Origin of the sequence: Streptomyces sp. NPDC006435 (assembly GCF_040612315.1) — a bacterium.
GTDB lineage: Bacteria > Actinomycetota > Actinomycetes > Streptomycetales > Streptomycetaceae > Streptomyces.
The window spans coordinates 19,035-39,383 of sequence record NZ_JBEXPY010000018.1; the positions used below are offsets into that span (position 1 = coordinate 19,035).

A 20,349-nucleotide genomic window follows, 5' to 3' on the forward strand; every position below is an offset into this window, starting at 1 on the left:
AGCTCACACCCTCTCCCGTACGTGTTCCTGCACGACCACATGGGCGTTCGTGCCGCCCACGCCGAACGAGCTCACGCCCGCCGTGCGCGGCCGGCCCGCGGGGGCGTCCCACGCCCGGCCCTCCGTCAGCAGGTCGAACCGCCCGCCCTGCGCGGTGAGTTCGTCGATCGGATCGCTCACGTTCGGCGTCGCGGGCAGCACCCCGTGCCGCACCGCGAGCACCGTCTTGATGAGCCCGGCGATTCCCGCGGCCGTGTTGCAGTGCCCGATGGACGCCTTCACGGAGCCGACGGCCACCCGCGGCCCCGTCGTGCCCAGCGCCGCGCCGAGCGCGGTCGCCTCGATCGCGTCGCCGAGCCGGGTGCCGGTCCCGTGCGCCTCCACGTAGCCGATGTCGGCCCCGGTGACCCCGGCGGCGGCGACGGCCCGGCGGATCACCCGGGCCTGGCCCTCGATCCCGGGCGCCGAGTAACCGACGCGCTCCCGGCCGTCGTTGTTGACGGCGCTGCCCCGGATCACGGCGTGCACCGGGTCGCCGTCCCGCTCGGCGTCACAGAGGCGGCGCAGCAGCAGCGCCCCCGCGCCGAACCCGCCGACGGTGCCCGAGGCCCGCCGGTCGAAGGGGCGGCACATCCCGTCGTCGGCGTACAGCAGACCGGGCCGGTGGACGTACGAGCCGTCGGACCCGCCGTCCAGCGAGACCGCGCCGGCCAGCGCGTAGTCGCTCTCGTGGCGCAGCAGCGCCCGGCAGGCCAGGTGCACGGCGTACAGGCCGGTGGAGCAGGCGGTGTCGAGCAGCAGCGCCTCGCCCCACAGGTCGTGCAGGTACGCGAAGCGCGACGCCACGAACGTCGGGTCGACGCTGACCACGTCGTCCACGCGGGCCTCGCCGTCGGTGTGCACCAGCCGGGGGCAGCCCGCGTACAGGCTGGTGCGGTGCGCGATGTCGGACAGCCGCAGCGACGCGTCCTCGACGGCCGCCCACAGCACCTCGTGCAGCACACCGTGCTGGGGGTCGCCCGACTCGACGTCGTCGGCGGTGAGGCCGAGCAGACCGGCGTCGTACCCCGTGCCGTCGGCGAGCATCCCCCAGCGGGCCACCCGGCGGGTGCCGTCGCCCCGTTCGGTGATCAGCGGTCCCGGGCCCTCGGTGAAGCAGTCGCGGCCCGCGACCAGGTTGTCCCAGAAGGCGTTCAGGTCGGGGGCGCCGGCGAACCGCGCGCCCATTCCGACCACGGCGATTGCGTCGTCGTCCTCGCGGACCGTCGCGCGGGGCGCCCGCACCGGCTCCGCCGGCTCCTCGTCGGCGGCCGAACCGCCGATCAGCCGGGCCTGGGAGCGCACGGTCGTGTACCGCATCAGATCGGCGACGGCCGGACCGGTGCCGGTGGTCTCGCGCAACGCGTCCTGGAGCTTGACCAGCAGCAGCGAATGGCCGCCCGCGTCGAAGAAGTTGGTTTCCCGGCCGAAGACCCGGCCCGGCACCACCTTGCGCCAGGCCCGCAGGACCGCGGCGGTCACCCCCTCGGCCGACTCCTCCCGCGGGGCGGCGGTGCCCGGCGCGGCGGCCTGCGGCACCGGCACGTCCGCCACCGGCTCCGCCACCGCGTCCGGCGGGGCGGGCAGCCGCTTGCGGTCGATCTTGCCGTTCGCGGTCAGCGGCAGCTCGTCGAGGGCCAGCAGGTGCGAGGGCACGGCGAACTGCGGCAGCACGGAACGCAGATGGGCCCGCACCGCCTCCGGGTCCGCCGGACGCTCCAGGACCGCGTAGCCGACGATCTCCTTCTCACAGGCCCCGTTGATCCGGGTGGTGACGAACGCGCCCCGCACCGACGGGTGCGCGCGCAGCGCCGCCTCGACCTCGCCCAGCTCGACCCGCTGACTGCGGATCTTGACCTGGTTGTCGGCGCGGCCGATGAACTCCAGCTGCCCGTCGGCGGCCCACCGCACCCGGTCCCCGGTGCGGTACAGCCGCGCCCCCGGCTCGTCGCCGAACGGGTCGGGCACGAACCGCTCGGCGGTGCGGCGCGGGTCGCCCAGGTATCCGCGGGCCACGCCCGAACCGCCCAGGACCAGCTCGCCGGGCACGTACAGGGGTGCCGGATCGAGGGTGCCCTCCAGGACCACGTGGAGCCGGGTGCCCGGCACCGCCCGGCCGATCGGCACGCTGCGCGCCTCCCGCGGCACGTCCTCGATGGGGTACCAGGAGGAGGTGAAGGAGTTCTCCGTCGGCCCGTAGCTGTGCAGCAGGGTGCCGGGGCGCGCCCAGCGCAGCGCCTTGCGGACGTGCGGCACCGAGATGATCTCGCCGCCGAAGTAGACGCGGCGCAGCGACTGGAGCAGATCGGGGGTGTCCTCGATCAGCCGGTTCAGCAGCGGCGTGGTGACCAGCAGCGTCGTCACCTCGTGCGCCCGGAGCGCGGTGCGCAGCTCACGGGGGCTGAGGACGAGCTCCTTGTCGAGCACGACCAGCTTCGCGCCGTGGGTCAGCGCGCCCCAGATCTCGTACGTGGCCCCGTCGAAGTTGAGGGGCGACAGGTGCGAGACCGCGTCGTCGGGGCCCAGCGGCACGAAATCGGGGCGGTGCATCATCCGCAGCACCCCGCCGTGCGGCAGCACGACCCCCTTGGGCCGGCCCGTGGAGCCGGAGGTGTAGAGCACGTTGAAGGCCGTGTCCGGTCCGGCCGACGTGGTCGGCGCCGACACCGGCATCGGCGCGGCGGCCTCCCGGACCGCCTGCGGGGTGTGCACGGGCGGCCCGGAGATCCGGTGCTCCTCGCCCGGCTCGGCGATCAGCAGCCGGGGCCGGGCGTCGCGGACCACCAGCTCCAGCTGGGCGTCGGGGTAGGCGGGGTCGAGCGGCAGGTACGCGGCTCCGGCCAGCCCCACCGCCAGCATGGTGGTGACGGTGTCCGGGCCGGGGCGCAGCAGCAGCGCGACGACATCGTCCGTGCGCACCCCCCGCACGCGCAGCCAGTGCGCCATCCGTGCGGCGTCCCGCACCAGTTCGCCGTAGCTCAGCCGGGTCCCGTTGTGCACGACGGCGGGGGCGTCGGGGGTGCGGAGCGCCTGCTCCAGCACGAGCTGCGGCACGGTGGCCGCGGTCACCGGTGCGCCGGGCCGCGCCTGGCCCGTGCCGGGCGGGGGCGCGAGGGAGGTCAGCAGCTCGCGGCAGGTGACACCGGGCCGGGACGCCGCCGCGAGCAGCCGGTCGAACTGCTCCACCATCAGCTCGGCCGTGGCCGGCGCGTACAGGGCCTGGTCGTAGTCGATGCGCAGCACGAGCCGGTCGGGGGCCTCGACGGCCGCGAACGCCAGGTCGTACTTGGCCACCGCGCTCTGCGGGTGCAGCAGCCGCACGTCGGCGCCCGGCACCTGCCAGGCCGACGCGGGCTGCGGCTGGTGCAGGAAGACCGCCCCGTACGAGGGGGCCGTGCCCGGCGGCAGGTCGCCCGACTCCGCGTGCGCCTCCATGGACTCCAGGACCTGCTCGCCGAGCGCCGCCGCGTAGTCGGCGAACGGGCGGGCCGCCTCGTGCACCGTACGGACGGGCAGGACCCGGGTGAACAGGCCGACGGCGTCCTCCGCGTCCGGCTCGTGCCGCCCGGCGAACGGCATGCCGAGCACCCCGTCGTCCTCCCCGGACCAGGCGTGCAGCAGCAGGCTCCACACGGCGAGCAGCACCATCGCGGGGCTGGCGCCCTCGCGGGCGGCGAGCGCGCGGACCTCGGCGAGCCGCCGCCGGTCCAGCTCCCGCTCGGTCCAGCCCGCCCGGCCGCGCAGCCCGTCCTCGGGGCGCAGCCGGTCCGGCAGCGGGGCGAGCCGCGCGGGCTCGCCGTCCAGGAGCGCGGTCCAGTACGGGTCGGGGGCCGCCGCCACGGGCTGCGGGGCGGGCACCGGCACCGGCACGAAACGCGGGTCGCGGCCCGAGCTCCGGGCCCGGTAGGCGGTGACCAGGTCCTCGGCGATCACCTCGACGGAACGGCCGTCCGCCACGATGTGATGCACCGTCAGGGTCACCAGGGCGCCGTCGTCGTACCGCAGCGCCTCGGCCCGCAGCAGCGGCGCGGTGCCCGGGTCGAGCGGGCGCGCCGCGGCCAGGGAGGCGTCGGCGAGCGCCGCGTCGCGGTCGTAGCGGCCGGGGCGCACCGTGATGTGCAGCGGCACCGTCGCGGCGGGCTCGGCGGCGTGCCGGAGCGCGCCGTCCACCGTCTCGAACCGTCCCGCCGGCGCGGGATGGCGGGCCAGCACGTCGGCCAGGGCCGTGCGCAGCGCCCGGTCGTCCAGCTCGCCGCGGAACTCCAGGGAGAGCGGGATGTTGTACCGGCCGGAATCGGGCTCGCAGCGGTCGGCGAGCCAGATCTCCAGCTGGGCGGAGGAGGCCGCGGTCACGCCCCGGCCTCCGCACGCCTCTCGTCGCCGCCGCGGGCCGGGACGATGTCGGTGAGGAAGAGCGCCAGCTCGGCCACGGTCGGATGGGTGAAGAACTGACGGGCCGTCAACGGTATGCCCAGTTCCTGCTTGAGGGCGCGCACGATCCGCAGCGCGCACATCGAGTGGCCGCCGACCAGGAAGAAGTTCTCGTCGTCGTGGAACTCGTCGTGGCCGAGGTTGTCGGCCCAGGCGGTGCGCACCAGCGACGCCAGTTCGCTCGTCACGCCCTCGGGGGGAAGCGCCGATGTCATGGGGGTCTCCTTCGGGATCAGGACGCCGCGCCGGCGGGAACGGCGGGGACGAATCGTCGGTAGGTGGCGTCCACGGCATCCCACAGCTGCGGGAAGAGCGTGCGCTCGGACATCCGGACGAGGCTGACGGTGGACTCCCCGCGCAGGCTCGTGGGCATGGCGGGACAGGTACGGCCGCCCACCGAGTGCGGTTCGGCCTCGGGGTGCCCGCCCAACTGGCCCCACACCATGCGCAGATGGAGCTGCTTCCAGTCCCCGATCGCCCCGTCCAGCCGCATCAGGCCCTGCCGCACCAGCGCGAGGTCGACCGCGGCCCGCTCGTGCCCGGCGGGCGGGACGAGCCGGCCCTGCGCGGTGATCAGCTCCTCGACGGTGAGCCCGGCGCGCTCCAGCGCCCGGGTGAAGGCCCGCCACAGCGGCTGCGCCGCGCGGCGCAGGTTGCGGGCACCGGGGGAGTCCAGGCCCGTGGTGTTCTCGGGGAAGGTGTCACGCATGGTGAGCAGCCCGGTCTGCGGCAGGTACTCCACCAGGGTGTTCAGCGCCTGCACCGGTATCCGGCCCAGCGAGGCGGCGCGCTCCAGCACCTGCGTGGCCAGCAACGGGTCGTCGTCGTCCAGCAGGGCCACCGCACGGCCCATCTCGAAGTGCATCGCGGCCCACGCGTACTCCGTGATCAGATGCACGGACTGGAACAGCCGCTGGTCGGGGTGGACGAGCTGGTCCTCGGGAAGCAGGGCGGACAGCGCGGTGGTGAGCCGGGTGTCCTTCTCGTAGTTGCTGCCCCGGTCGTACTCGTAGACGAGCTGCGGGTCCGCGGCATCCGGGTTCAGGGCGCGGCGCGCGGTGCCCGGTCGTCCGGTGGTGGCTCTCTTGCTCATGGGCTTCGGTGTCCTCCGGTTCGCAGATCGTGGTCAGCCGACGGCCGGCTGCTTCTCCATGGCCGGGAACAGCCGTTGGGAGATCACCGACGCCAGGTAGGGCACGCCCTCCGTGGCACCGGTGCCGGTCCGGGTCCCGATCATCCGCACGGCCAGTCGGTAGTGGGTCTGCTTCCATCGCTGGTGCACCGCCTCCAGTTGCAGGGCCGCGGCCCGCACGGCTGCGGCGTCCGGCTCGGTGAGCCAGCCACTGGAGATCACGTCCTCCCAGGTGCCCTGCACGGTCTCCCGGCCGGCCAGCACCTCGCCGCGTACGTCTGGAACAGAGAGGAACGCGGACGAGTCCAGCCTCGCTCGAGCCGGGGTGGAGCAGTACGACTCGAAGGTCTTGTAACCCTCGGACTGGATGGCGCTCGCACCCTCCGTGAACTGCCGGAACAGCCGGAACGACTCGGGCTGCATGGTGGCGAGCAACGAGAACAGCGGCAGCGACTCGCGCAGTACGTCGGCGACCGCGGCGATCAACGCGGCGGCGTCGCCCGGCTGTTCGGTGCGCAGCGTGCGCACCGCCTCGTCCAGCGTCGCCGACATGAAGGCGAACGTGGCCTCGAACGACTGGAGCACCCGCAGGAAGAGGTACTCGTCGTGCAGCACGTACACCGGCTGGACACTGGTGCGCAGCAGCCGTCGCTCCTCGGCGGTGGTGGTGCGCAGCACGGCGTCCGCGAGCTCACCGGCCGGTGTGCGGCCCGGCGTCTCGGCGACGGTGACGGGGTCGACGGCCCCGTCCAGCGCCCGCAGCGCGGCCGGCTCCATGACCCGGACCGCGAGCCGCAGCCGCTTGTTCAGGAGCAGGGCGTCCGGGAGCATCCCCTGCGGATCGCACGGGGTGCCGTCCAGGGCGAGGCGCTCGAAGGCGATCAGGTCGGCGAGCAGCAGGAGCACCGTGCGGTCGCGGTGCCGGCGCAGCACCTCCCAGCCCGCCCGGTGGCCCGGCGCGCCCCTGCGCAGCAGCGCCAGAGCCGTGTAGCTGGGGTAGTCGTAGCGGTCGTCGAACTTGTCCAGGAGAACGTCGAGGAAGGGCCCGGTGTGGGCGTCCCGGACGCCTCCGGCGCCACCAGTGCCGGCTCGGACGCCTCCGGCGTCGCCCGCGTCCGCTTCGCGGAGCAGGGTGCGGCATTCGGCCAGGAGCGACAGGAGCTCCTCGTCGAGGAAGTGCTTTCCCACGGCACGCAGACGGTCGATGACGCCGTCGTACGGAAATTCCTCCGTCCCTCCGGAACCGCACCAGTCGGAGAGTTCGTGCCGGAGCGCTGTTTCGGTCGCTGTCATCTCGTTTCTCCTTGGGCCCGGCAGTGGGTGGTTCGAGATTCACCGGAGCCCCTGGAAGAACGCTCAAGTCTCGCTCCACAACGGACCCGGACCCGGCGGAGCCCGCCCCGTCCGCCCCCGGTCAAGCGGTCGCGCCCACAACACCGGTAGGGGAACGGTCGAGAACGGGTCCGGCCCGGTGGCCGCCGCGCCCGCCGCCGCCTACGGTGGGGCGCCTCGGACACTCCGTTCCTCCGCAGGGCCGAAGAGCTGGACGCCCGCGTATGGAGTTGAGCGTTGTGGCTATGGCCCGTCTCACCGGACTGGAGTTGACTGATCGGCATGACGAACACGCGGAACGGACAGACGACCGAGACGAAGACGACCCTGGTGATCGGTGGCACCGGGAAGACCGGACGCCGGGTCGCGGAGCGGCTCACCGCACAGGGGCTGCCGGTGCGGGTGGGCTCGCGCAACGGCGAACCGCCCTTCGACTGGGAGAACCCCGGCACCTGGGAGGCGGCACTGGACGGCGTCGGCGCCGTCTACGTCACCTACTACCCCGACCTCGCCTTCCCGGGCGCCGCCGAAGCCGTCGGCGCCTTCTCCGAACTCGCCGTGAAGAAGGGCGCGCGCCGCCTGGTGCTGCTCTCCGGACGCGGCGAGGAGGGCGCGGTCATCAGCGAGGACAAGCTCAAGGCGTCCGGCGCCGACTGGACCGTCGTACGGGCCAACTGGTTCAACCAGAACTTCAACGAGAGCTTCTTCCTGGAGCCCGTCCTCTCCGGCGAGCTCGCGCTGCCGACCGCCGACGCCGTGGAGCCGTTCGTCGACGCCGACGACATCGCCGACGTCGTCACCGCGGCCCTCACCGACGACAAGCACATCGGCCGGACCTACGAACTGTCCGGCCCCCGGCTGCTCAGCTTCCACGACGTGGCCGCCGAACTGTCGAAGGCCACCGGCCGGGAGATCACCTACATCCCGGTCGAGCTCGACGACTACCGGGCGGTCCTGCGGGAGAACGGGCTGCCGGTCGAGTTCGCCGACCTGTTCGGCCTGATCCTCGACGGACGCAACGCCAGCCTCGTCCACGGCGTGGAGGAGGCCCTCGGCCGCAAGCCGCGGGACTTCTCCGACTTCGCGAAGGACGCCGCCGCGACCGGCGTCTGGAACGTCTGAGAACGGTCCGGGAACCCGGCGCCACGGCCCCGGAGCCCGTCGGACACCACCCGGCGGACTCCCGGCCGCGGCACCGGACCCCGTACCGCGCACCACGTACGAGGTCCGCACCACGCGCACGGCACGATCCGAACGAGAGGCCCCAGGAGGCGACCATGAGCAGCACCATGTCCAGCGAGCGCCTGGACGCCCTGCCCGGGCACTTCCACGGCTTCGCGCTCATGCACGTGGCGATGCGCCGCGACGCGCGACGGCTGACGGCCGCCGCGCCCCGGCTCGCCGCCACCGGACCGGACCCGGCCGTCGCCGAGTGGTGGCAACGGCTGCGCGACGTCATCGACTGGCACCACCGCAGCGAGGACGAACTGCTCTGGCCCGAACTGCTGCGCCGGCTGCCCGGCGCCGAGGACGTGGCACGGGCACTGGACGGGGACCACGCCGAGCTGGACGCGGCGATGGACGGGGTGGGCGCGGCCCTGCGGCCGGGCGCCGACCCGGCGGCGGTGGCACCGGCGGCCGCCCGGTTCGACGAGGTCCTGCACGAACACCTCGCGGCCGAGGAGAAGGTGGTCTTCCCGCTCTTCGCCCGTCTCGACGCCCGGGACTACCTGGCACTGGAGCAGCGCCTGGTGCGCACCGCGCCGCGGGGCGTCCTCACGTACCTCCCGCCGTGGATGTTCGATGGCGCGGAACCGCGGTCCGTGTCCCTGGTCGCGGCGACGATGCCGCCACCGGTACGCCTCCTGGGCCGTACGGTGCTCAGGCGCCGCTACGAGCGCGGACTCGCCGCGATCACCACCCCCGGCCGACGGAACTGATCGCCCCGACCGACGGAACCGACGGAAGGAACCCCGCAATGTCCACGGCAGCCCAGCCCGCGCTCACCGCCGCCACCATCGCCATGGGGCTCAGCGCGGGTCTGTACTTCGCCTTCGACGTCTCCGTGATGCCGGGACTGGACCGGGGCGACGACCGGACGTACCTCACCGCGATGAACCACATCAACGAGGCCATCGAGAACGGCCTGTTCGGCCTCGTCTTCATCGGCGCCTTCCTCGCCACGGCCGTCGCGGGCGGACAGCTCCGGCGCATCGGGCGGCGCACCGCGGCCCGGTGGACCTGGGCGGCGCTCGGGTTCTACACCGCCGCGCTCGCGCTGACGGCCACGGTCAACATCCCCCTCAACCGGCGCCTCGCCGCATCGGGCCGCACCGCCGGTGAACTCGCCGAACTGCGAAGGGCGTTCGCCTCGACCTGGGTGCGGTCCAACGCGGCCCGTACACTCGTCTGCACGGCGGCCCTGGCCTGTCTGGGCCGCGCCCTGGCCTCGTCCCGGCACTGATCCCGGCCCCGACAGGCCCCCCGAGCCGCGCCCGCCCTCCGGCCATCCCCCGTCCGGAGGGCGGGCGCCATCCTCCCGGAACGGACGGATCACCCATGGACGTGCTCACCGGCCTCCTGGAGGGGCCCAAGGCGCGCGGCGCCTTCCTGCTCAAGTCCGTCTTCAACCCGCCCTGGTCGCTGCGCGTCGAGGACCGTGCCCCGATCTCCCTGGTCACCATGGTCCACGGCGACGCCTGGGTGATCCCCGACCGAGGCGCCCCGGCCCGCATCGGCCCCGGCGACGTCGCGGTGCTTCGCGGCCCCGACCCGTACACCATCGCCGACACCCCGGACACCCCCGTCCAGGTCACCGTCGGACCCGAACAGCGCTGCAGCACCACCGAGGGCGAGGACGTCACCGACACCATGGCCCTGGGGGTGCGCACCTGGGGCGACCCGATCGGCCAGGGCTCGGCGGTCATGCTCAGCGGCACGTACCAGGCGCCCAGCGAGATCGGCCGCCGTCTGCTCAACGCCCTGCCCGCCCTCCTGGTCCGCCCCGCCGCCCTCGACGACACCCCGCTCGTGCCCCTGCTGGCCGAGGAGATCGGCCGCGACGCGCCGGGCCAGGAACTGGTCCTGGACCGCCTGCTCGACCTGCTCTTCGTCAACGTGCTGCGCACCTGGCTCGCCGAACCGGACGCCGGGGCGCCCGCCTGGTACCGCGCCCAGTCCGACCCGGTCGTGGGCCCCGCCCTGCGGCTCCTGCACGAGAACCCGGCCAGCGCCTGGACGGTGGAGTCGCTGGCCCGCAAGGTCGGCGTCTCCCGGGCGGGTCTCGCCCGCCGCTTCTCCGAGGTCGTGGGGGAGCCGCCGATGACGTACCTGGCCGGCTGGCGGCTCGCCCTGGCCGCCGACCTGCTGCGCGAACCCGACGCCACCGTGGCCACGGTGGCCCGTCAGGTCGGCTACAGCAGCGCGTTCGCGCTGAGCTCGGCCTTCAAACGGGTCCGGGGGATGAGCCCGCAGGAGTACCGCACGAACGGCGCCGCACGGGACGTGCAGCCCTCGGCGGCCCCGTCGCAGACGGTCGTACTGGGCGACTGACGTCCTGCGGACGGCCCGTACCGGGCGACCGGCGTCACGCGGGTGACACCGTCCGCCGCTGGGCCCGGAAGCGGCGGACGGCCAGCACGACGCCCAGTACGGCGCTCGTCCAGACGACGGCCTCGGCCAGCACGATCGACGGGGTCAGGGTGAGGTGCGGCCGGGGCGGCATCACGATCATCTGCGCGGCGGCGCCCAGCGGAACCGTCAGCGCCGCGAACAGGCCGACCGGTCCGGGGCGCCGGACGGCCGCTCCCACCGCGCCGAGGGCTGGTCCGAACAGCAGCGCCGCCACCGCCCAATAGGCCATGGCGGACTCGGCGTCCGCGACGTAGGCGTCCGTCAGGTAGTACGCCGCCGTGGCGGCGATCAGCGACAGCGTCCCGGCCAGCGCGCCCCGTACCAGGGTTCCGGCCAGCAGGCCCGCCGCCACCGCCAGCGCGGCCCAGGCCCAGCCCGCGTCCAGCAGCAGACTGAGCACCTTGGCGGTCTTGCCCCCGGGTGTGCCCTTGAGCGGTGCCCCGATCTCCGTGTACGGCGACGAGAGCGCGTTGACGAGTGAGGTGACGGCCCCGAAACCCGCCCCGGCGGCGAGACTCCCCAGAGTGATCTTCATACCGGGAGGGTAATCGGTGCGCCGCGACGGTCCTCGGGGCGTGCGCGGCGGGGCCGACGACCTCCGGACGGGGCACGGACACGCGTGCGGGCGCCGGGTCGTGAGATGTCGTCACGACCCGGCGCCCGTGGTGCGGGGTCCGTTCACACCAGCTCCCGCACCGCCCGCACGACCGCGCCCGGAGCCTCCAGGGGCAGCATGTGCCCCACGGAACCCAGCTCCTCGAACCGGGCCTCCGGCAGGGCGTCCGCCACCGCGCGGCCCAGCGCCGGGGCGATCACCCGGTCGCCCTCGCCCGCCAGTACGACCGCCGGGACCCGGACGTTCCCGAGCGCCTCGCGCAGATCCATGCCGCGCGAGGAGCGGAACGCGTCCGCCCGCACCCGGGGCGAAACGGCCGCGAACATCTGCCGGTTGACCTCCATGGCCCGCGGGTCCGCCCGCTTGCCCATGGTCTGCCCCAGCAGCCTGCGGCCCAGCGCCGGCCGGGACAGCGCCCTGGAGAACAGCGCGCTGCCCATCATCCGCACCTCGCCGTCCGGGGTGTCCTGGCCGTGCGCCGCCGTGCCCAGCAGCACCAGGCCCTTCAGCGCGCGCGCCCCAGAGGAGACGTACGACAGGGCCGCGAAGCCGCCGCCGGAGTGGCCCACGACCACCGCGTCGGGGGCGTCCACCCGGTCGATGACGGTGCCCAGGTCCTCGCCGAGGCGGGCGATGCCGAACGGCTCGCGTCCCGGCACCGAGGCACCGTGCCCGCGCTGGTCGTACAGCACGACCCGGTGGCCCTCCCGGATCAGCCGGTCCGCCACCGTGCCCCACACCCGCCGGGACGCCGCCCAGCCGTGGGACAGGACCACGGTGGTGCCCGACGGGGTGCCGAGGGGGGCCAGGACGGTGAGCGCGAGCAGGCCCCCGTCACTCGTGTACGCCGCCGTCTCCGCGACCGCCGTCTCCGCGACCGGTGCGGTCGCGACCGCGGTCATGCCCGCTCCTTCGCCAGGACCCGGTTCAGCGACACGAACGCGGCGCTCGTCGCCCGTGAGTGCTCCGCGCCGATGTCGGCGACCCTGGCGAGCACTCGCAGCCAGCCGTGCGGGCGGCCCCGGAAGTGCATCCCGATCCGGGTCCGGGCACCGTCGTCCACCGGGTCGAGCACGAAGTCGCTCACGCCCCGGAAGGCCCCGTCGACGTACTCGACCGACAGCCGCCGCCCCGGCTCCACCGCGGTCGTGCGCGCGGTGAACCGCAGCTTGGGACCGCCCTTGTCGACGCCCTTGGTGTGCACCGTGACCGCGACCTCGCCGCCCACCACGTCCGGCGCGCCGGACGAGACCGCGAAGGTGTTGGCCGGCACCCACCAGCTTTCCCCGCCGCGGAACTCGGCGAGCAGCGCGTCCCAGACGGCCTCCCGGGGCGCGTCGACGACCGCCTCGTCGATCAGGTCGTAACTTGTCATCAGCCCGTCCCTCCGCCGAAGAATCCCTGACCCGGGGTGAGGACGCCCGACGGGTCGTAGCGCCGCTTCGCCCGGCAGAAACCGTCCCAGCGGGCCCCGAAGTGCGCCTTCCAGTCGGCCGTCGTCATCCCCGGCACCGCACCGACCAGGTACCGCTTGCCGCCCATCGCCACGGCCCTGTCGTACAGCCGGCGGTTCTGGTCCAGCATCGCCCGGATGCCGGTCTCGCCCGGGTCGGGGAACCGCAGCAGGTCGAAGAGGTAGCCGACCGGCTCGCCCGGCTGCACCGCGAGCGGCCGGGTCACCTTGCGCGTGTAGTACGGGTAGAAGAGCAGGAACCCGCCGCCGAGGTCGGCCGCGGTCAGCTCCTTCTCGACGAGCTCCATGAACGCCCTGGTTTTCGAGGCCGGCAGGAACAGGCTCAGCCAGGGCTTGGGCTGGTACCAGTGGCCGCTCTCCTTGAGGTACGCCTCGTAGCCGTCTAGCCGGAACATGTAGTCCCGGTAGCCGACGTCCTCGATCACCGCCTCGGCGCGGCTGTCGCGCAGCCCCGACAGCAGCTTCGCCCGGTCGGGGACGGCGGTGCCCGAGTAGTTGGCGGCGACCTCCATCTTGTAGCGCCAGCCCGAGTCGTCGGGCCTGCGCAGCGTCTCGCCGGCCTGGATGTGGAAGCGGTTCTCCGCCATCACCTTCTCGCTGTCCGCGAGATAGGCCGCCAGGTCGTCGTAGAAGAGGCTGAAGACCACCGACCGTTCGGGGGCCGGCACCAGCCGCACCCTGGCGCGCAGGATGATCGCGGTCTGGCCGCCGCCCGACAGCACCGAGTCGAACAGGTCGGCGCAGGACGACGGGGACACGGTGAGCAGGTCGCCGTTGCCGGTCACGACATCCAGCGACTGGACCGTGTCGCACAGCAGGCCGTACTTCTGCACGGTGCCGCCGATGCCGCCGATGGACAGCGTCCCGCCGATCGACAGGTGCATGTAGTCGGGCAGCGCGGGCGGGGTCAGGCCCGACTTCAGCGCGGCGTCCGTCAGCTGGCCCCAGGTGACGCCCGCCTCCACCACCGCGCCGGTCGAGTCGATGCTGATGATTTTCGACCTGGAGCGGGCGTCTATGGAGATGCCGCCGGCGGGCACGGACGCCTGGCCGTAGACCGAGTGCGACTCCTGGTCGGTACCGGTGCCGCCCTGCCCGTTCACGGCGATCTTCAGGCCGTTCGTCCGGGCGTAGCAGACCATTCTGGCGATGTCCCGGTCGGAGCCGGGGCGCAGCACCGCCCAGGGCGCCGAGCCCTTCAGCCGGCCGAAGTCCTGTCGGAAGCGTTCCAGGTCCGCCGCCGAGGTGGTCAGCGTGCCGTCGAGGGTGGGGACCGGCGCCACGGACGCGCCACCGGACACCTCGGCCGCGGTGGCCCACGACTGGCTCGCGGCGCTCCATCCGACGACCGCGGCCGTGATGCCGCCCAGCACCTTGCGCCGCGAGAGCGTGGTGTTCATCTGCGTTCCTCTCCTTCGGCTATGCGTGGTCAAGGGTGGGTCTGCCGGCCCCGACGGAGGTGGCGAGCCGGTACTCGGCCAGGTCGAAGCGGCGGGTGCGGCGGCGGAACCGCCAGGTGTACGTGGGCCAGATCGACGGGTTGCGGCCGTGCTCGTCGAGGTACCAGCTCCGGCAGTTCCCGGCGTTCCACACGGTCCCGTCGAGGCGCCCCTGCACCTCGTCGTTCCAGGCCCGCTGGGCCTTCTCGCGGACCTCGACACTGGCCAGGCCGCGCCGCTCCATGTGCTTCAGGGCGTCCAGCACGTAACCGATCTGCGCCTCGATCATCACGACCTGGGACGAGTGCCCGAGGGTGGTGTTGGGGCCGAGGAGCAGGAACAGGTTGGGGAAGCCGGCGACCGTCGTGCCGCGGTGCGCCGCCATGCCGTGCTCGCGCCACACGTCGCGCAGCAGCCGGCCGTCGCGGCCCGTGATGCGCCCGGCGACCGGGCGGTCGGTGGCCTTGAACCCGGTGCCGAGGATGATCGTGTCGACGACGCGTTCGGTGCCGTCGGCCGTGACGACCGACTTGGCGCGCACCTCGGCGATGGCGTCGGTGACCAGGTCGACGTTGGGCTGCTGGATCGCCGGGTACCAGGTGTTGGAGAACAGCAGCCGCTTGCACGCCATGACGTAGTCGGGCGTGAGCCGGGCGCGCAGCGCCTCGTCCGGGACGGACTTGGCCAGGTGGTCGCTGGCCATCTTCTGCATCTTCCCGGCGACCTCGGGCCGCTTCATGACGAAGGCCAGGATCTCGCGGCCCCACATGTTGAAGTTGCGCCGGAAGTTCTGGTAGCCGGGAACCTTGTGCAGCAGCTTCGACTGCAGCGCACTGGTCGGCTTGTCGTTCTTCGGGCCGATCCACGCCGGGGTGCGCTGGTACAGGTCGAGCCGCCCCACCTCGGGCTGGATCTTCGGCACGAACTGGATGGCGGAGGCGCCCGTGCCGATGACGGCGACGTCGCGGCCCTTCAGGTCGTGGCCGTGGTCCCAGCGCGAGGAGTGGAACACCGTGCCCTCGAAGTCGTCGAGCCCGGGGATGTCCGGGTACGCGGCCTCGGAGAGGTAGCCGGTGCCCGAGACCAGCACCTGGGCGGTGTAGTCGCCCTGCGAGGTCTCGATGTACCAGCGCCGCGTCGGTTCGTCCCAGCGGGCGGAGAGCAGCTCGTGGCCGAACCGGATGTGGGGGCGGACCCCGAACCGGTCGGCCACGTCCCGCAGGTAGGCGAGCAGTTCGTCCTGCTTGCCGAAGGTGGACTTCCAGCCCGGGTTCTGCGCGAACGAGAAAGAGTACAGGTGGGACATCACGTCGCAGGCGGCGCCCGGGTAGGTGTTGTCCCGCCAGGTCCCGCCCACCTCGTCGGCCCGCTCGAAGACCAGGAAGTCGTCGGTCCCCCCGCGCAGCAGGCGGATCGCCATGCCCAGTCCGGAGAAACCGCTGCCGATCACGGCGACCCGCAGGTGCCGGGTGGGTCCGCCGCCGCCCGGTCGGGGCGCGGCGGGTGCGGCGACGCCGTCGTCGCGCGCGGGTTCCAGAATGCTCGTCACGTCGGCCTCCTCAGCGTCGCGCGATGGTGACGCGGAAGTTGTTGAAGAACTTGTCTTCCAGCGTGTAGGCGAAGATGTCCAGGTAGCGCTCGAAGCGGGCCACGACCTCCTCGCCCTCCAGGGCGACGGCCTCGTCCCGGCGGGCGGCCAGCAGTTCCAGCCAGGCGCGGCAGGCGACGGCGAACGACTCGCGCTCGTTGACGATCTCGACGATGTCGAAGAGCCCCTCGGCGGCCTGCGTCAGCTCGTGCAGATGCGGGATGTGGCAGTTCTCGAACTCGGAGCGCTGGAGGAACTTCAGGTCGTCGAGCAGCTGCCGGTTCATCGGCAGGGCCTCGGCGGTCATGGTGTGCAGCACGAACCGGCCCCCCGGCTTCAGCGCCGCGCCCACCTTGTTGAAGAACACCCGGTACTTCCTGGTGCGTTCGCGCGGCGGCAGCGTGGAGGAGACGAAGTGCTCCAGCGCGTTGATGCAGAACGCCGCGTCGTACGGGTCGTCGGTGACGTGGTCCTCCCACGACTCGACCCGGGTGGTGATCCTGGGGTTGTCCAGGCCGGCGATGAACTGTTCCTGGGTGCGGCTGAGGGTGAGGCCGACGGCCTGCTCCACGCCGTGCACGGTGGTCAGCCGGTTGAGCATGGTGCCCCAGCCGCAGCCCACGTCCAGCACCCGGCGGGCGCCGCCGGCCCCCGCGAGTTCGACGAACGTGTCGAGCTTGCGCTCCTGGGCCTCGTCGAGGGCCTCGGTCAGGCCCTCGCCCTCCTCCCAGTACCCACCGGAATACATCATGGTCGGGCCCAGCAGGAGGCGGTAGAAGTCGTTGCTCACCTCGTAGTGGTGCCTGATCGCGTCGACCTCGGGGACCGACCTGTCTGCGACCGTCGTCATTCTTCGTCAACTCCTGTCCGGCGTACGGGTGTTGCAGACGAGAAAACCGGGTCGCTCGCAACAGATGTGCAAGACGGCGCCCGGAGCCCCGTGTTGCGCACGCGTTGCGTGGGCCGGGATTCGATTCCTTCCGAACGACCGAGCCCCGTGAGAGAGGACCGCACATCATGTCCATGCCCACCATTGAAGAACTGGCGAGCCAGCTCGAAGCCGTCTCGGGCGCCGAGAAGGTCGACCCGGACCACCCGCTCCAGCACATCGCGGACGTGGACTCGCTGGACCTGATGGAGTGGCTGTACGGGTTCCAGAACAGGTACCCGGACATCCCCGCCGACGAGTCGCTGTTCGCCGACATCGACGACACGACCACCCTGCGCGTCGTCCACGAGCGCATCCTCGCGCTCGTGCCGGCGCGGGCCTGAGCGGGGCCGCCCGTGAACGGCTTCGACATCACCGGGTGGGGCATGTCCGTACCCGAACGCGTCGTCTCCAGCGCGGAGCTGGCGCAGCGCTTCGGCGTCGACGAGCACTGGATCGTCAGCCGGTGCGGAATCCGTGAGCGCCGGGCCGTCGGACCGGGCCAGACGACCGCCTCCCTGGCTGTCGAGGCCGGCCGGCGGGCCCTGGAGAAGGCCGGGCTGAGCGGCGGCGACATCGCGCATCTGATCGTCGCCACCGCCACGCCCGAGCAGCCCTCCCCGGCCACGTCCGCGTTCGTCCACCACGAACTCGGCATCGCCGGCAGCGCGCACGACGTCAACTCCGAGTGCGCGGGGTTCGTGTACGGACTGGTCCAGGCCATGGCGCTGATCAAGATCGACCCCCGGCCCATCCTGCTGATCGGTTCCGACACGCACACCCTGACCGCCAACCCGGCCGACCGGGACCTGTCGATCCTCGTCGGCGACGGCGCGGGCGCCGTGGTGCTCCAGCCGGCGGACCGGGACCGGGTCCTGGCCTGGAACCTGGGCGCGGACGGCAGTTGCACCGGCAGCCTCAAGGTACTGGCGGGCGGCAGCCGGATGCCCACCACGGAGGAGACCGTCCGCCAGGGTCTGCACTACGCGCAGATCAACGGCAACGAGATCTACCTCAACGCCGTGCGCTACACGGTGCGCACGGTGCGGGAGACCCTGAAGGAGGCGAAGGTCGAGGCGGCCGACGTGAACCACGTCATCCCGCACCAGGCCAACATCAGGATCATCAACTCCATCCTCGGCCACACCGGTCTGCGGACGGAGGCTCTGGTCACCAATCTGCACAAGTACGGGAACACGGCGTCCGCGTCGATTCCCATCGCACTGACCGAAGCCCTGGACGAGGGCCGGATCGAGGACGGCGACCTGGTGCTGCTGGCCGGCTTCGGCGCGGGCATGACCTGGGGATCGGTCCTCCTGGAATGGGGTGGAGGAGACAGTTGAGCGCAAAACCGGTGGGAACCCGGCCGGAGCGGCCGGTCGCCCTGGTCACGGGCGCGTCCGGCGGGCTCGGCCAGGCCCTGGCGATCGAGCTGGACGCCCTCGGCTGCCGGGTCGCGGTCCACTACAACAGCTCCGAGGAGCGGGCCCGGGCCGTACAGGACAAGCTGACGAACGACTCGGTCGTGGTCACCGGGGACGTCGGCTCGTACGAGGCGGTCACCGCGATGTACCGGGAGATCGGGGAGCGGCTCGGCCCCGTGGACGTGCTCGTCAACAACGGCGCGATCCGCAAGGACGCGCTGATGGCGATGCAGTCGCCGGCGGACTGGGCCCAGGTGATCCGGACGAACCTGATCGGTTCGTTCCACACCGCGCGGGTGGCCGTCCCGTACATGCTGCGGCAGCGGTGGGGGAGGGTCGTCAACGTGGTCTCTCCGTCCGGTCTGATCGCGACCGCGGGCCAGACGGCGTACTCCGCGTCGAAGGCGGGCCTGATCGGCTTCACCCGCACCCTGGCCGCCGAGTGCGGCCGACGCGGGGTCACCGTCAACGCACTGTCCCCGGGATTCATGATCACGGGCATGACGGAGAGCCTGCCCGACCGGGTGAAGGAGAGCATGGAGGAGAAGGCCCCCGTACCGCGTTTCGTGACGGTGGAGGAGGTGGCCCGCAGCGCGGGTCTGTTCCTCGACCAGGACTGCATGACGGGGCAGGTCATCAGCATCGACAGCGGGGTCTCCATCACCTGACCCCGCGTGCGGGGCAGGACCCCGGGCCCCGGTGACGTCCGGGGACCGTCGCGGCACACGGCCGGGTCCACCGGCCCCGAGCGGTTCACGCAGGCGCCCGGCCGGGCTCTCCCGGCCGGGCGCCTGCGCGTGGGCGGGCGCGGTCAGTTCTCCCGGATGAAGCAGTCCGAGACGTAGCCCTCCACGCCCGTCCTGTTGTTGTGGATGTACGTCCAGTGGTCCTTGACCTGGCCGTCGGGGCACCGCACCTCGTCGGCGCCCGTGCTCTGGCCGCCCATCCAGGTGTACCCGTCGCCCGGATTGCCGTGCCCCCGGACCGGTGAGTCGAGCTTGTAACCGCTGTGGATGCGGACCCCGGTGGCGGTGAAGTCGCCCTGCGGGGGATCCGCGGCGATCGCCGGTACCGAGGCGGACAGAGCGCCCAGCAGGGTCAGTGCCGCCGCGATGGTCCGGACGGCGGTGGAACGCGTGATGCTCATGGTGCTGTCTCCTTCTCGGGTGGGGGTTTCACTGCCGCCGCAGCGAGGAGTAACTGTCTTCCCAGGTCATGTGGCTGAGCTGGATCGGTGCGGTCTCGTCCCCCCACAGCGTGTAGATGCGCTCCTGGTAGTTCGGCAGGTCGAAGACGTCCCAGTTGGCCCCGGTCCGGTTCCAGTAGGCCGAGGTGTCGTTGTCGATGGCCTGCTGGGCGAGATCGGGCGAACCCGAGGCGAAATAGGCCATCGTCCCCGTGCCGTCGGCATTGGCGAACAGGCACAGGCGCGCCGCTGGGCAACGCTCGAAGCCGCCGGCCCGGGTGGGCGGGGCAGCCGCGCCGAGCGTGCCGATCAGGGCGCAGACGGCAAGAAGGACAGCGCATTTGCGCATGGTGGAACCCCTGGGTGTCGGTTGCGCGGCCGACCGGAATCCGGATGGCCGTCACTGTCACTCAAAGGTATGTCTCGAACACTGTCCGTAACAGGCGCATCGGATGGATCAGGAAGTGCGTCCTCTGCCGGGAGTGCGCCCCACGCCCCCTGCGCGACTCGCGCGCACATGCCCTTCGGGGTCCGGGGATTCGGGGGTTCGGGGCGCTCGGGGGGAACCGGCGGCCGGCGCCCCTCGGTGGACGTCATCGGCCCCGTGCCCCGGCCGCGCGTTCCTCGGCCCGTGCCCGTACGCCGGCGTCGGAACAGAAGCCGAGCCCCGACCTCTTCAGACAGAGCAGGCCGACCAGCCGGCCGCCCTCGGCGGTGACGGCGACCCGGCGGCGTCCCGCGGCGACCATCGCGTCCCAGGTCTCGCGCAGTCCGGCGGACGGCGCGACCACCCGGTCGCCGAGCCGTCCCGCCGGCGCGACCGGCTCGTGGTCGTCCCGCCCCGTCAGGTCGGCCCGCTCGACGACCGCGATCAGCACGCCGTCGTCGACCACCAGCAGTGCGTGCACCTTGTCGTTCCCGAAGAGCTCCCGCGCCTGCCCGACCGTCGTCGACGGAGGGGAGGTCTTGGGGAAGGTGTGCATCGAGCCTGCGACGGCGGTGCCCGTCCCGGTGCTCATCGGGGCGGTCCCCCTCGCCCGGACCGGCGTGCGTCGCGTGCGGTGGGGTTCATCGGGGCGCCCTCCGTCGCTCTACTTCGGCCGGGTGCAGCCGCACGCCGTCCCCCG

20 protein-coding genes are annotated in these 20,349 nt (G+C 72.8%); 7 read left to right on the forward strand and 13 right to left on the reverse strand.

The window, feature by feature from the left end; genetic code table 11:
• Nucleotides 1-3 precede the first annotated feature (3 nt).
• Genes ABZZ04_RS18945 through ABZZ04_RS18960 form a run of 4 tightly spaced genes read right to left on the reverse strand, consistent with a single transcriptional unit; the run spans nucleotide 4 to nucleotide 6,895 of the window.
• Nucleotides 4-4,392: an amino acid adenylation domain-containing protein gene (locus ABZZ04_RS18945; RefSeq protein ID WP_356933334.1), complete on the reverse strand. Its 4,389-nt coding sequence runs from the start codon at nucleotides 4,390-4,392 to the stop codon at nucleotides 4-6.
• The gene (locus ABZZ04_RS18950) at nucleotides 4,389-4,685 is read right to left on the reverse strand and encodes an acyl carrier protein (RefSeq protein ID WP_356933335.1); all 297 of its coding nucleotides are present in this window, start codon (nucleotides 4,683-4,685) and stop codon (nucleotides 4,389-4,391) included. The genes ABZZ04_RS18945 and ABZZ04_RS18950 overlap by 4 nt, the downstream gene beginning before the upstream one ends.
• A gap of 17 nt (nucleotides 4,686-4,702) precedes the next feature.
• A complete protein-coding gene (locus ABZZ04_RS18955; protein WP_356933336.1) occupies nucleotides 4,703-5,563 on the reverse strand; it encodes a hypothetical protein in 861 nt (286 codons plus the stop codon).
• A gap of 33 nt (nucleotides 5,564-5,596) precedes the next feature.
• Entirely contained in the window at nucleotides 5,597-6,895 is a 1,299-nt protein-coding gene (locus ABZZ04_RS18960) for a tryptophan 2,3-dioxygenase (RefSeq protein ID WP_356933337.1), read from the reverse strand.
• Between the two features lie 321 nt (nucleotides 6,896-7,216).
• Here ABZZ04_RS18960 and ABZZ04_RS18965 point away from each other — a divergent pair, with 321 nt between their 5' ends.
• The 4 genes from ABZZ04_RS18965 to ABZZ04_RS18980 all read left to right on the forward strand — a co-directional run bounded on the left by ABZZ04_RS18965 (nucleotide 7,217) and on the right by ABZZ04_RS18980 (nucleotide 10,486).
• On the forward strand, nucleotides 7,217-8,056 hold the full coding sequence (locus tag ABZZ04_RS18965) for an NAD(P)H-binding protein (protein WP_356933338.1): 840 nt from the start codon (nucleotides 7,217-7,219) through the stop codon (nucleotides 8,054-8,056).
• A 155-nt stretch (nucleotides 8,057-8,211) separates the two neighbouring features.
• Complete coding sequence (locus tag ABZZ04_RS18970) at nucleotides 8,212-8,874, forward strand: hemerythrin domain-containing protein (RefSeq protein WP_356933339.1); 663 nt, start codon at nucleotides 8,212-8,214, stop codon at nucleotides 8,872-8,874.
• A 38-nt stretch (nucleotides 8,875-8,912) separates the two neighbouring features.
• Nucleotides 8,913-9,398, forward strand: coding sequence for an anthrone oxygenase family protein (locus ABZZ04_RS18975; RefSeq protein ID WP_356933340.1), 486 nt, complete (start codon nucleotides 8,913-8,915; stop codon nucleotides 9,396-9,398).
• 95 nt (nucleotides 9,399-9,493) lie between these two features.
• Nucleotides 9,494-10,486 (forward strand): AraC family transcriptional regulator, encoded by a 993-nt coding sequence (locus tag ABZZ04_RS18980; protein ID WP_356933341.1) that lies wholly within the window; start codon nucleotides 9,494-9,496, stop codon nucleotides 10,484-10,486.
• 34 nt (nucleotides 10,487-10,520) lie between these two features.
• Here the strand turns inward: ABZZ04_RS18980 and ABZZ04_RS18985 are convergent, their stop codons facing one another.
• From ABZZ04_RS18985 to ABZZ04_RS19010, 6 genes are all read right to left on the reverse strand, one after another.
• Complete coding sequence (locus ABZZ04_RS18985; protein ID WP_356933342.1) at nucleotides 10,521-11,102, reverse strand: hypothetical protein; 582 nt, start codon at nucleotides 11,100-11,102, stop codon at nucleotides 10,521-10,523.
• Between the two features lie 143 nt (nucleotides 11,103-11,245).
• Nucleotides 11,246-12,085: an alpha/beta hydrolase gene (locus tag ABZZ04_RS18990; protein ID WP_356933343.1), complete on the reverse strand. Its 840-nt coding sequence runs from the start codon at nucleotides 12,083-12,085 to the stop codon at nucleotides 11,246-11,248.
• The gene (locus ABZZ04_RS18995; RefSeq protein ID WP_356933344.1) at nucleotides 12,082-12,558 is read right to left on the reverse strand and encodes an SRPBCC family protein; all 477 of its coding nucleotides are present in this window, start codon (nucleotides 12,556-12,558) and stop codon (nucleotides 12,082-12,084) included. Before ABZZ04_RS18995 ends, ABZZ04_RS18990 begins: the two co-directional genes overlap by 4 nt.
• Nucleotides 12,558-14,057 carry an FAD-binding protein gene (locus ABZZ04_RS19000; RefSeq protein WP_356933345.1) on the reverse strand — a complete coding sequence of 500 codons (1,500 nt, stop codon included), beginning with the start codon at nucleotides 14,055-14,057 and terminating at the stop codon, nucleotides 12,558-12,560. Before ABZZ04_RS19000 ends, ABZZ04_RS18995 begins: the two co-directional genes overlap by 1 nt.
• A gap of 19 nt (nucleotides 14,058-14,076) precedes the next feature.
• Nucleotides 14,077-15,645 carry an NAD(P)/FAD-dependent oxidoreductase gene (locus ABZZ04_RS19005; RefSeq protein WP_356933346.1) on the reverse strand — a complete coding sequence of 523 codons (1,569 nt, stop codon included), beginning with the start codon at nucleotides 15,643-15,645 and terminating at the stop codon, nucleotides 14,077-14,079.
• A 10-nt stretch (nucleotides 15,646-15,655) separates the two neighbouring features.
• Nucleotides 15,656-16,534, reverse strand: a complete 879-nt coding sequence (locus ABZZ04_RS19010; RefSeq protein WP_356933347.1) for a class I SAM-dependent methyltransferase — start codon at nucleotides 16,532-16,534, stop codon at nucleotides 15,656-15,658.
• A gap of 167 nt (nucleotides 16,535-16,701) precedes the next feature.
• Between ABZZ04_RS19010 and ABZZ04_RS19015 the strand changes: the two genes are divergently transcribed.
• The 3 genes from ABZZ04_RS19015 to ABZZ04_RS19025 are packed head-to-tail and all read left to right on the forward strand — an operon-like array spanning nucleotide 16,702 to nucleotide 18,704.
• A complete protein-coding gene (locus tag ABZZ04_RS19015) occupies nucleotides 16,702-16,956 on the forward strand; it encodes a hypothetical protein (RefSeq protein ID WP_356933348.1) in 255 nt (84 codons plus the stop codon).
• Nucleotides 16,957-16,968: 12 nt separating this feature from the next.
• Entirely contained in the window at nucleotides 16,969-17,955 is a 987-nt protein-coding gene (locus ABZZ04_RS19020) for a ketoacyl-ACP synthase III (protein ID WP_356933349.1), read from the forward strand.
• Nucleotides 17,952-18,704, forward strand: coding sequence for an SDR family NAD(P)-dependent oxidoreductase (locus tag ABZZ04_RS19025; protein ID WP_356933350.1), 753 nt, complete (start codon nucleotides 17,952-17,954; stop codon nucleotides 18,702-18,704). Before ABZZ04_RS19020 ends, ABZZ04_RS19025 begins: the two co-directional genes overlap by 4 nt.
• A gap of 143 nt (nucleotides 18,705-18,847) precedes the next feature.
• Here ABZZ04_RS19025 and ABZZ04_RS19030 read toward each other — a convergent pair whose 3' ends face one another.
• The 3 genes from ABZZ04_RS19030 to ABZZ04_RS19040 form a co-directional block, all read right to left on the reverse strand.
• The gene (locus tag ABZZ04_RS19030; protein WP_356933351.1) at nucleotides 18,848-19,183 is read right to left on the reverse strand and encodes a hypothetical protein; all 336 of its coding nucleotides are present in this window, start codon (nucleotides 19,181-19,183) and stop codon (nucleotides 18,848-18,850) included.
• Nucleotides 19,184-19,211: 28 nt separating this feature from the next.
• Nucleotides 19,212-19,571: a peptidase inhibitor family I36 protein gene (locus ABZZ04_RS19035; RefSeq protein ID WP_356933352.1), complete on the reverse strand. Its 360-nt coding sequence runs from the start codon at nucleotides 19,569-19,571 to the stop codon at nucleotides 19,212-19,214.
• Between the two features lie 244 nt (nucleotides 19,572-19,815).
• On the reverse strand, nucleotides 19,816-20,241 hold the full coding sequence (locus ABZZ04_RS19040) for a CBS domain-containing protein (protein WP_356933353.1): 426 nt from the start codon (nucleotides 20,239-20,241) through the stop codon (nucleotides 19,816-19,818).
• Nucleotides 20,242-20,349 lie beyond the last annotated feature (108 nt).